Genomic DNA, 10,873 nt, shown 5'->3' on the forward strand with positions numbered 1-10,873 from the left:
CGATGCTACAGACCCCAAAATAGGCTAAAACTAATCAAAATCAATACCAGTAAAATGCTTTGAACCAATAAAAAATGCTGATGCACTTTGAGCAATCCGCGCAGATTGACCCCATAATGACTGACATTTTTGAGAGAATAACTTTGAAAATCCACCAAGCTACGGCGATGATATTGTGACCGCATGACCTCAACAAACTTATCAGCCGCTGCTGCTGTTGACCCAGCTGGCAATAGAGGTAAAAACGCATTGATAACATCTTCATGCGTTTCTGGGTTATTGATATTGACCATCAACATTTGCCAATCTTGAAACAGCCGTTGTTCGATCACCCCTTTAGACTTGAGCGTGACATCGCGATTGCGCCCATCACGCTGAATGTTACCAAATAATTGCTCAATCGCTGATTTTTCGCCTTCAATGTACTGAAAAAAGTAGCCATTACCAAAGCACAAAAAACCGGTAATTTGATGTGCAAGGTTCTCACGCTGTGCCACCGTCATGATATCAGACAGCGTTCTAGGGGTTACGCCAGCTTTCAACGTCATACGGCTCACATAAGTTAGATAATGAATTTGCCCCAAGCAGCACCTCAGTCTTTATGGTTGTACAATTTTTGTTCAGCGCAATTTTAACAATTTATTACATACTAATCCATCCATTAAATCAAGAATATTTGCTTACCTAATCACAAATAGCGGTTGAGTAGTTATTTTTGGACGCTCGTATTGCATTTACGATCATCAGTAACACCCCTACCCAAATCAAAGCAAAACTGGCAATCATGGTACCATTGACAGCTTCATGCAGCACAAAAATGGACAATAAAAACATCAGCGCAGGTTCAAGATAACTGAGCATACCAAAGGTATTCATCGGCAACACCTGACTGGCTTTAAGATTGGTCTGCATGGCAAGTGCACTAATCATACCCAGTCCAATCAATAACAGCCCCATTGTCATTGACCCTGCCACTATCGATACACTCGTGTTTTGCCATAATAAAAAACCTAGGGCAATCGGGGCAATCACTGACAAATCAACGAACAGCCCCATCAGTGCCGGCACCCCTTGCCAGCGGCGCAGTCCATAATAAATCGGATACGTCAAACACACCCATGCAGTGACCCACGATACACTCCCCGCGAGCCAAAATTGCAATCCTACCCCTGCCGACGCAGCGATAATCGCCGCCCACTGCAATCGATTTAAGATTTCTTTAAACACCACACAGCCCATCAGTACCATCATCAAGGGAAGCAAAAAATACCCCATTGCGGTATTGACCGCCTGTCCATTGATAGGCGCCCACATAAACAGCCATAGCTGACTTGCCAAAATCGGTGTCGGCAACAGCAATAAAACCCATTGTTGTTTGTTTAATCCCATCAAAAACGCTTTGAGCTGCCCAAAACTTTGCGTCACGGCCAACAACCCCACCAACCCAAACCACATCGCCACCATGCGCCACAAAAAAACTTGCGTGCCTGACAACGGCGCAAGCCAGTGACTATACAGATACAGCACGCCAAACAACACATTAGAAATCAATGCAAGCACTACCCCAAAACGTAACTTTTTGGCAGCGGTAGCGGGCTGAGAAGTTGTTGCCTTGGGCTGGACAACAATAGGTGATGGTGATAAAACGCTGGAGACTGACATAATTGACCTTGTTATATTTTTGCTTTTGCGGTTAAATTGCCAAGCAGTATAACAATTATTTTTGGTAAATTATTTCAAAATACCCCTATTTGTGATAATTTAATATTAATATAAGATAAATTTGCTATATTTTTCTCAATTTGTCTTATTGTATATTTTTAGAAGGACATGGCTATGATTCATGAAATCGATGATATCGATAAACGTATTTTAAACTTATTGCAAGAAGATGCGACCCTACCGCTTAAGAACATCGCCGAAAAAGTGCATGCATCGGTAGCGACCTGTCAGCGCCGTATCCAAATGATGACAGAGACCGGGGTGATTACTCGCCAAGTGGTGATTGTCAACCCCACCGAATTGGGCTTTGATTTAAGCGCGTTTGTGCTGATTGAAATGGAAAAACAAAATACCGCGCTGCAGCATGGCTTTGAGCGCTTGATGAGCCGATTGCCCAACGTGATGAGTTGTTATGAAATCTCAGGGGATTATGACTTTTTGCTATTGGTACATGCCAAAAATATGGCGGAATATCACCGTTTTACCCGCGATAATTTAACTTATGAAAACAATGTCCGACGCTTTAAAAGTCAATTTGTAATGAATTTTTCCAAAGTAGGCACTAAAATCCAGTTAGATTAATGCGCCATCAGACAATGGGCTCAAACAATGGGCTTAGTGCGATACCAAAATGACGTCGGCAACGAAATGCCAAACACCAATGCAGCGGTCACAAATATCGCATTGAAGCTAAAATCCATCATTTGGGTGAATACTTGTGGATTGTAGCCATAGTAGCCTAGCTGTACAAAGCTAATCATAGCTTTGTACGCGGTAATCCCTGGCATCATACACAGCATGGCAGGCACCAAAATCATCTTTGGGGTGAGTAAATATTTTTTTGCCAAATAAATTGCCACAAAGGATGAAATACCTGCTGCCACAAACGTCGCTAGTATCAAATTGACTGACAGTTGTTTTAAGAGTTCTCTAAGTCCGTAACCCAGCACAGTCAACAATAAGCATTGCCAAATATAGCGGCGCGGCACATTGACAAGCAGTGTCCAGCCAAGCGTCATCAAGCAGGCAAAAGTTGCTGCGCGTATCAAGGCAATCGCATCAATCGCCATTTTTCACCCTACCCAATATTGGCAATAGAATTTTATCAAACGCTTTCATCAACCCACGCCCCAATGACTGATATTTAGTAGTAGCAATGACAACACAATGCCGATACAGCTCGATAGCGTCAAGATAATCACAAACATAAAGCGCCCGATACCGATGTTCATATAACCCTTGAGCATATCCGACAACGAATTTATCAAAGGAAAACTGGGAACCAACCAAAGCACACTCGACGCCATAGCAATATGCGGGTCGTTACCAATCCCCAATAACAGCGCGGTACTGGCAAAGATGGAGCCAAAACACGCCGCTATAAGCGCGGATATAAAGGGATTAAAGTTGCGGTTACTCAGCCATAGCCGCAGCGAATACCCCATCATGCTCGCAATAAAAGTCACCAAACACACCAGTATATTGCCCCCTGCCAAATACGCAAAGCAGGCACACGCCACACCGACCATCGGTGCGACCATCTTGGCAGGATAAGTGCCCCGATCAATCTCATCAAATCGGTAGGTCGCATGCTCTAGGGTACTCGTCACCGGCATACTTTCCAAATCCAGTACAATTCGCTGAATTTGTACAACGATATTGACATTGATGGCATGGGTGGTTGACGCGCGCAAGGTGGTAATGCAGCGGTTATTATAAATTGTGGTGATGGTCAAACCATTGTAGGCAATCCCACACTCCACGCTGGCCAACCCCAACGCTAACCCCAATCGGCGGCACAAATCTGTTACCGTTGCCGACTCTGCCCCATATTGCATAAGTAGCAGCCCACAGCGCACACACAGACGGGTGATTTGCTGCTGGTGTTCATACGCCATATACGGCAACCGCCGTCTAGGCTTCGGCTCCGTCGGGGGCAAAAGCTTGGCAGGCTCAGGTGTTAGCGGATCAAGCGCTTCTAGGGCATCAGCAAAAGTATCGGTCATAGCATCATTTTAACAACCTTGATATCTCATTCTAGCATTAAACTAGCATAAAATCAGGGCGAATCAGTATGGTTTTATTCATTAAAAGGTTGATTAACAAGCTGAATAAAAATGAGCAAAAAGTTGAAAACTACTCGTTATTTAAAAAGCTTATATCTACTTAAAAAGCTGCGATTGGTTTATTTTGGTTTAAATACTAGGGCGATATTCAATACCTTCCATTACCCTCCATTTTAATCACCATCTAGCCATTTGACAGTCATTTTGTCCGTTAATTTTTACAAAAATATTCAATCGCTTTATCCTTTAATTAAACCCGACTAATTTAATCAGGTTTTTTTGTTATTTCGCCCCATAAACCCCCATCGCAAAATTGATTCATGGTAAAATGAGCCATATTCATTCTATTTAATATCCAAGCCTATGTCCGCCGAAACTATTGCCAACAAAGCCTTTAAACAAGGTACCAAAGCCCTATTTGACTATGACAAACACTGGGCAAGCTGCTTTGAGCCTGCGCCATTTTTGCCGATGAGCCGAGCCGAAATGGATGCCCTTGGTTGGGATGCCTGTGATGTCATTATCGTCTCAGGCGATGCCTACGTCGATCACCCAAGCTTTGGTATGGCAATCATCGGCAGACTGTTAGAGTCGCAAGGCTTTCGCGTCGGTATCATCGCCCAGCCAGACTGGACGAGCAAAGACGCCTTTATGACCCTTGGAAAACCGACCATTGCCTGGGGCGTCACCGCAGGCAATATGGACAGCATGATTAACCGCTACACCGCCGATAGACGCATTCGCAGTGACGATGCCTACTCGCCAGACAATGCCCCCGACAAACGCCCCGACCGTGCGGCTGTGGTATATAGCCAGCGCTGCCGTGAAGCCTATCCCGATGTGCCCATTATTTTGGGCGGGATTGAAGGCTCGCTGCGCCGTATCGCCCATTATGATTATTGGTCAGATAAAGTGCGCCGTAGCATTTTGATGGATAGCCGCGCTGATATTTTGCTGTATGGCAATGCCGAGCGGGCGATTGTCGATGTTGTACATGCACTTGCCAAAGGTTACCGTTTTGAAGACCTTGCCAAAGTGCGTGGCACCGCGTATCTGTCGACACAAACCAAAAAACACTGGCAACGCGATATGATAGAAATCGCCAGTAACGACGTCGACACCGTTGGGCGCGTTGACCCGATTATCAATCCGTATGTGATGATGGAAGATGTGGGCGACTGTCATATCGAACAAGAAAAAACCCTTGAGAGTCAGTACAAAGGGTTTGTGGCGGATAAAGTCGAGCACAAAGTGCTCAATGCTGATAAGGTCGCTGAAAGCCAAGACATACAAGTGGTTAACCTCAAAGACCCTAATAAAAACGCCTTAAAACACAAACGCCCGTTGCCGCCCCGTGACAAAACCGTGATTCGCTTGCCCGACTTTGAGCAAGTCAAATCCGACCCGGTACTTTACGCCCATGCCAACCGTATTTTGCACCTAGAAACCAATCCGCATAACGCCCGCGCCTTGGTGCAGCGACATGGCGACATTGATGTATGGCTCAATCCGCCGCCCATTCCACTTACCATGGAAGAGATGGATTATATCTTTGATTTGCCGTATGCCCGTCTGCCCCATCCCAGCTACAACGGGGCGAGAATCCCCGCTTACGACATGATTAAATTATCAGTCAATATCATGCGCGGCTGTTTTGGCGGCTGTACCTTCTGCTCGATTACTGAACATGAAGGACGCATTATCCAAAACCGTTCAGAAGAGTCTATCTTGGGGGAAATCAAAAAAATCCGCGACACCGAGCCATCATTTACCGGGGTAATTTCTGACCTTGGCGGACCGACGGCCAACATGTACCGTCTGCATTGCAAAGACGATGCCATTGAGAAAAACTGCCGCAAACCTTCCTGCGTATATCCCGATATATGCGACAACTTACTCACCGACCACAGTCATCTCACCCAACTGTACCGTAAAGCTCGTGACATCAAAGGGGTGAAAAAAATCCTGATTGCGTCAGGCTTACGTTATGATTTGGCGGTCAAAGACCCTGAATATGTCAAAGAATTGGTCACCCACCATGTCGGCGGTTATCTCAAAATCGCCCCCGAACATTCCGAAACCAATGTACTCTCCAAAATGATGAAACCGGGTATGGGGACGTATGACACTTTCAAGCAGATGTTCGACAAATACAGCCGTGAAGCAGGTAAAGAGCAATATTTGATTCCGTATTTTATTGCCGCGCACCCGGGCACCACCGACACGGACATGATGAACTTGGCAATTTGGCTCAAGCGCAATGGCTTTCGTGCCGACCAAGTACAGGCCTTTTACCCAAGCCCGATGGCAACTGCCACTACCATGTATCATACTGCCAAAGACCCGCTGCATAAAGTCACCCGTGACAGCGAAGGCGTGGAAATCGTCAAATCGGGCAAACAGCGTAAACTACACAAAGCGTATCTACGTTACCACGACCCCAAAAATTGGGCACTGCTGCGTCAATCGCTTAAAGAATTGGGGCGTGAGGATTTGATTGGGCATGGCAGTCAATGTCTCATACCGCCTTATAATCCCAAACTTGAGGGTGAAGATGTTTACCAATCAGCCCGTAAGAAAAATAGTTCTGCCGCTGGTGATTCGGTCAAACGTACGAATAAAGATATTACTGCGAAAAAATCGGGTAAAAAACCAACACCGACCAGTTTTGGTAAAAAACCGAATCCGAAAAAGGGTAATTTCCAAACCCAACATACGGGCTTACCACCGAGAAAAAATAAATAGTAAAAATTCTTGAATTCACCCAAAGCGACTATATGTTTACAAAATACTTATTATTTGGAGCAATATATGTTAGCTTTTGCGGAATGGTTTTTTGATGGCTTAGGTACAGCAATCATTACTTTGATTATTGGTTTAATTACTGGTGGCGCAGTTGGTTATAGGGTTGGTATTAAAAATACTATAAATCAAAAGCAATCAGCAGGTGATAATTCTACTCAAACTCAAGTAGGTAGAGATTATCATGCTAAGTAACTCTTTATTTAACTCTGACTCTCAAAATCAAAAAGCTGGTGATAATTCTACTCAATTACAGATTTCTAACCTTATCATCGGTATTGATGAAAAAAGAGCGCGCGAAATCTTTAATGAGATGATTTTGTTATCAAGAGAGGGTTTCTCGCAGGAGGCTATTAAAGAGGCAAATATTAGAATAGAAAAACTCGAGAACAGGTTATTAAATAAAATTTCTCAAGATATAACTAAATTAAGTGCATTTGCTGATCCAGACTTTCAGATGTCTCTAGTCGATGCTCAAAAATCAGCAACTCGTTCTGAAAGACAATCTGACTATGATTTATTGTCTGAGCTTTTAATTAGTAGAATTAATAAGGGATATAACAGGAATATCAAGACAGGTATAAACAGAGCTATACAGGTAGTGAACGAAATTACGGATGAAGCATTGTTAGGAATAACCGTTTTCCATTCAGCTTCTAGTTTTTTACCTGCCGTAGGTAACATAAGTCAGGGACTTGATCTTCTAGATAAACTTTATGGAATGCTAATCTATACTGATTTACCTTTGGGTGATGCTTGGTTAGATCAGTTAGATGTTTTAAATGCAATAAGAATAAATAATTTAGGTGATTTTAAAGATTTAGTTGATTTCTATAGTGAGCGTCTCCCAGGATATACCAGTGTAGGTATAGGCAAAAATTCTGAACAGCATCACGGGGCTACTTTATTGCTGCAAGAAAATAACATACCTTTTAATATTTTAGTTGATCATGAACTAATTGAAGGGTTTGTACGTTTGGATATAATTAATAGGGAAAGGATTAATGAACTAGAATTTATATCCACTGATAATAGGTTTCATAAAATTCCATTAACCGAAACTCAGAAAAATGTTTTATTTGAAATTTATGATACATATAATCAAGATCCAAATCTAAAACAACAGATTTTAAATAAATTTAAAGAATTCTATTTTTTAAGACCAAATTTAGCTAAACTACATAATTGGTGGTCGCAATTCCCTTACCATTTTCAAATAACTTCTGTAGGGAAAGCTTTGGCTCGTGCAAATTCACAAAGATGCGATAACACTTTACCGCCTTTAGAATCATAACCAAAAAAAATAGTTACATCATTATCACAGCTGAACTACTAAATACTGATATTTTAATTTTTAAAAACAGATAGAATACCAGTCATTATAAAAATAAAAGGTTATAGAAAAATGGCAAAGATTCTTATTGGGCTCGGCATTTTATTTTTAATTATTGGTGCAATTTGGCTATTTTTCCCAAACGCCTTTAATTGGTTCGGTCGTATGCCTGGCGACGTTAATTACCGCTCCGAAGGCGGCGGCTTTAGTTTTCACTTCCCCATCGTCACCATGATTATCGTGAGTATCATTCTCACTATCATTCTTAACCTATTTAACCGCTGACACCGTGCTAATCACAGCCATGTCTAGCGGGTTTTATCGCAAAAAAACGCCTTTTTTATCAAAAAATGTCGTAAACTGTGATTATGCCAGTCACGATTGAAAAGGAGTTAGTCATGCAGCGCGACATCTTTAAGCCAACACTACTGAGCCTCGTCATCGCCCAAAGCTTATTGACGGCGTGTAGCCCTTCACCGTCAAACAGCCGTGATACCAGCCCTGCCACACCTGTCATCGCCCAGCCAACGCCCGTGGTTGCTGCGCCTGCCATGATGATGGATGCAGCAGCAATGAGCAAGATGGCACGCTACTCGCCTATCATGCCGATGCCACAGGATAATAGCGAAAAATATCAGCATCTTGCAGTCAACCCTATTCATCAAACCGCCACTGATGCCGTTGCCACCTTTAGTATCGATACCGACACGGGCAGCTACGCCAATGTGCGCCGTTTTCTCAACAACGGGCAATTACCGCCCACTGACGCGGTGCGCATTGAAGAGCTTATCAACTATTTTAACTATGACTTTTCACAAGCCAAGCGCCTTGCCAACGCCCCTTTTTTGGTAAGCACCGAAACGGTTGCCGCACCTTGGCGTGCTACCAATCGTATCATCAAAGTGGCTATTAAAGCGGATGACCCTACCATCACCAAACAAAGCGCGTTACCGCCTGCCAACTTGGTATTTTTGGTAGATGTATCGGGCTCGATGTCAGACAACGATAAATTACCACTGGTCAAATCTTCGCTAAAAATGCTCACCAAGCAATTGAGGGCGCAAGATACCATCAGTATCGTGACCTATGCAGGGCGCACTCAAGTGACGCTTCCTGCCACTAAAGGCAGTGATACCGACAAAATATTAGCCGCAATTGATAGCCTAGACGCCAGTGGTTCGACCAATGGCGAAGCAGCGATAAAGCTAGCTTATCAACAAGCAAAAATCCACTATAAAAAAGACGGCATCAACCGCATTTTGATGATGACTGATGGGGATTTTAATGTCGGTGTATCGGACGTCGATGAAATGCTAGATATTATCCGTCGTGAGCGTGATAGCGGTGTGTCACTTTCCACATTTGGCTTTGGTAAAGGCAATTTAAACGACCACATGATGGAACAAGTCGCGGATAACGGCAACGGTAACTATAGCTACATCGACAGCCTATCTGAGGCCAAAAAAGCCTTGGTAGATGAAATGTCAGCGACCTTTAACACCGTGGCAAAAGACGTCAAAGTCCAAGTGGAATTCAATCCCCAGACGGTTAAAGAATGGCGGTTGATTGGTTATGAAAATCGTGTCCTTGCAAAAGAAGATTTTAACAACGATAAAGTAGATGCAGGTGAGCTAGGTGCAGGCAAATCCGTGGTTGCGCTGTTTGAAGTTACCCCTGTGGGGCAGCAAGGTTGGCTAGACGATAGCCGCTACCAAGCTTACCCTATCATCCATACAGGCAAAAATACTGAGTTAGGGTTCTTAAAACTTCGCTATAAAGCTCCAAATAGCAACACATCAACGCTTTTGACCCTGCCCATTAGCAATCAGATCCAACAGCCAAGCAGCGAGCTGGCATTTGCGCTAAGTGTGGCAAGTTTTGGTGAAACACTCAAGCAAAGCAAATACCTCGGTAATTGGCAACTAAATGACAGCAAGCGACTCGCCCAAGCCAATCTTGGCAACGACCCACAAGGTATTCGCCGCGAATTTATCAAGCTTATCGACTTAGCCGATAGCTTACAACCGACCAAAAAATAGCCACTATACAACTTTCAATAAAAAAGCTAGATAAATCATCTAGCTTTTTTACTGCTTTTACTATTTTGCTCATCAGTGCTGTTTTGTGCCAAAAATTTTATCCCCTGCATCCCCAAGCCCTGGAATAATATACCCCTGTTCATTCAGATGACTATCGAGTGCTGCGGCAAAAATCTTCACATCAGGATGGGCATCATTTACCGCTTTTACCCCTTCAGGGGTTGCCACTAATACCAAGGCTTTAATATTTTTACAACCGTGTTTTTTCATCATATCAATCGTTGCTACCATACTACCACCCGTGGCAAGCATAGGATCTAAAATCAACGCAGGACGCTCATTAATATCTTTGACCAATTTTTCAAAAAAAGGTACAGGCTCAAGGGTATCCTCATCACGTTGCAGTCCAACCATCGAGATTTTAGCCGTGGGAATAAGGTCTAAAACCCCATCAAGCATTCCCAACCCTGCACGCAAGATAGGTACGACAGTGACGGTTTTACCTTTGATTTGAATGCCTTCTATTTGGTTGCCTTCCCAGCCCTGAATGCTGATTGTTTCTATGGGAAAATCACGGCTTGCTTCATACGCCATCAAACGGGCAAGTTCTTTAGTCAAGGTACGAAATTTATAAGTGCTACTATCTGCCTCGCGCATCAAGGATAATTTATGCTTAACTAAGGGATGGTCAATAACGGTAATTTGCATGGTAACACTCACTTTAAATTTCACACCAAAAATTTTCGCCTATTTTACCCAAAGTCTGCGATAAAAACATTAATTTTCTATTTTGAATCCTTCAAAGCAACCCACAAAGCAAAACCCCCCTTACTGATAGTAAGGGGGGTGTTTTGGGATAGGGAGCTGACGATGACCTACTCTCACATGGGCGAACCACACTACCATTGGCG

Annotated in this window: 11 protein-coding genes; 6 read left to right on the plus strand and 5 right to left on the minus strand. The window is 43.4% G+C overall.

Annotated features, from left to right (window positions below; genetic code table 11):
* Positions 1 to 5: 5 nt before the first annotated feature.
* Positions 6 to 584 (minus strand): BLUF domain-containing protein, encoded by a 579-nt coding sequence (locus tag RT034_RS07365; RefSeq protein ID WP_313015601.1) that lies wholly within the window; start codon positions 582 to 584, stop codon positions 6 to 8.
* A 100-nt stretch (positions 585 to 684) separates the two neighbouring features.
* Entirely contained in the window at positions 685 to 1,662 is a 978-nt protein-coding gene (gene rarD / locus RT034_RS07370; protein WP_313015605.1) for an EamA family transporter RarD, read from the minus strand.
* Positions 1,663 to 1,836: 174 nt separating this feature from the next.
* Between rarD and RT034_RS07375 the strand changes: the two genes are divergently transcribed.
* Positions 1,837 to 2,304: an Lrp/AsnC family transcriptional regulator gene (locus tag RT034_RS07375; RefSeq protein WP_007115873.1), complete on the plus strand. Its 468-nt coding sequence runs from the start codon at positions 1,837 to 1,839 to the stop codon at positions 2,302 to 2,304.
* Positions 2,305 to 2,324: 20 nt separating this feature from the next.
* Here the strand turns inward: RT034_RS07375 and RT034_RS07380 are convergent, their stop codons facing one another.
* Together RT034_RS07380 and RT034_RS07385 are read right to left on the minus strand one after the other, a co-directional pair.
* Complete coding sequence (locus tag RT034_RS07380) at positions 2,325 to 2,792, minus strand: threonine/serine exporter family protein (RefSeq protein ID WP_007115872.1); 468 nt, start codon at positions 2,790 to 2,792, stop codon at positions 2,325 to 2,327.
* A 48-nt stretch (positions 2,793 to 2,840) separates the two neighbouring features.
* Positions 2,841 to 3,620, minus strand: a complete 780-nt coding sequence (locus tag RT034_RS07385; RefSeq protein WP_472796518.1) for a threonine/serine exporter family protein — start codon at positions 3,618 to 3,620, stop codon at positions 2,841 to 2,843.
* 531 nt (positions 3,621 to 4,151) lie between these two features.
* On the opposite strand from RT034_RS07385, the gene RT034_RS07390 reads away from it, so the two are divergent.
* The 5 genes from RT034_RS07390 to RT034_RS07410 all read left to right on the plus strand — a co-directional run bounded on the left by RT034_RS07390 (position 4,152) and on the right by RT034_RS07410 (position 9,962).
* A complete protein-coding gene (locus RT034_RS07390; RefSeq protein ID WP_313015611.1) occupies positions 4,152 to 6,533 on the plus strand; it encodes a YgiQ family radical SAM protein in 2,382 nt (793 codons plus the stop codon).
* 66 nt (positions 6,534 to 6,599) lie between these two features.
* Positions 6,600 to 6,785 (plus strand): hypothetical protein, encoded by a 186-nt coding sequence (locus tag RT034_RS07395; RefSeq protein WP_309576008.1) that lies wholly within the window; start codon positions 6,600 to 6,602, stop codon positions 6,783 to 6,785.
* A complete protein-coding gene (locus tag RT034_RS07400) occupies positions 6,775 to 7,884 on the plus strand; it encodes an LPO_1073/Vpar_1526 family protein (RefSeq protein WP_313015612.1) in 1,110 nt (369 codons plus the stop codon). The genes RT034_RS07395 and RT034_RS07400 overlap by 11 nt, the downstream gene beginning before the upstream one ends.
* A 111-nt stretch (positions 7,885 to 7,995) precedes the next feature.
* The gene (locus RT034_RS07405) at positions 7,996 to 8,208 is read left to right on the plus strand and encodes a DUF2905 domain-containing protein (protein WP_313015613.1); all 213 of its coding nucleotides are present in this window, start codon (positions 7,996 to 7,998) and stop codon (positions 8,206 to 8,208) included.
* A gap of 113 nt (positions 8,209 to 8,321) precedes the next feature.
* Complete coding sequence (locus RT034_RS07410; RefSeq protein WP_313015615.1) at positions 8,322 to 9,962, plus strand: vWA domain-containing protein; 1,641 nt, start codon at positions 8,322 to 8,324, stop codon at positions 9,960 to 9,962.
* A 72-nt stretch (positions 9,963 to 10,034) separates the two neighbouring features.
* On the opposite strand, the gene upp is transcribed toward RT034_RS07410, so the two are convergent.
* Positions 10,035 to 10,670 carry a uracil phosphoribosyltransferase gene (gene upp / locus RT034_RS07415; protein WP_313015618.1) on the minus strand — a complete coding sequence of 212 codons (636 nt, stop codon included), beginning with the start codon at positions 10,668 to 10,670 and terminating at the stop codon, positions 10,035 to 10,037.
* Positions 10,671 to 10,873: the final 203 nt, after the last annotated feature.

It is taken from the genome of Moraxella sp. CTOTU48841 (genome assembly GCF_032061225.1).
In the GTDB taxonomy this organism is placed as follows: Bacteria; Pseudomonadota; Gammaproteobacteria; order Pseudomonadales; family Moraxellaceae; genus Faucicola; species Faucicola cinerea.

Coding starts and splice junctions, on each gene's coding strand:
- rarD (WP_313015605.1), bottom strand. CDS start 1,662: ATGTCAGTCTCCAGCGTTTTATCACCATCACCTATTGTTGTCCAGCCC.
- RT034_RS07375 (WP_007115873.1), top strand. CDS start 1,837: ATGATTCATGAAATCGATGATATCGATAAACGTATTTTAAACTTATTG.
- RT034_RS07380 (WP_007115872.1), bottom strand. CDS start 2,792: ATGGCGATTGATGCGATTGCCTTGATACGCGCAGCAACTTTTGCCTGC.
- RT034_RS07385 (WP_472796518.1), bottom strand. CDS start 3,620: ATGGCGTATGAACACCAGCAGCAAATCACCCGTCTGTGTGTGCGCTGT.
- RT034_RS07390 (WP_313015611.1), top strand. CDS start 4,152: ATGTCCGCCGAAACTATTGCCAACAAAGCCTTTAAACAAGGTACCAAA.
- RT034_RS07395 (WP_309576008.1), top strand. CDS start 6,600: ATGTTAGCTTTTGCGGAATGGTTTTTTGATGGCTTAGGTACAGCAATC.
- RT034_RS07400 (WP_313015612.1), top strand. CDS start 6,775: ATGCTAAGTAACTCTTTATTTAACTCTGACTCTCAAAATCAAAAAGCT.
- RT034_RS07405 (WP_313015613.1), top strand. CDS start 7,996: ATGGCAAAGATTCTTATTGGGCTCGGCATTTTATTTTTAATTATTGGT.
- RT034_RS07410 (WP_313015615.1), top strand. CDS start 8,322: ATGCAGCGCGACATCTTTAAGCCAACACTACTGAGCCTCGTCATCGCC.
- upp (WP_313015618.1), bottom strand. CDS start 10,670: ATGCAAATTACCGTTATTGACCATCCCTTAGTTAAGCATAAATTATCC.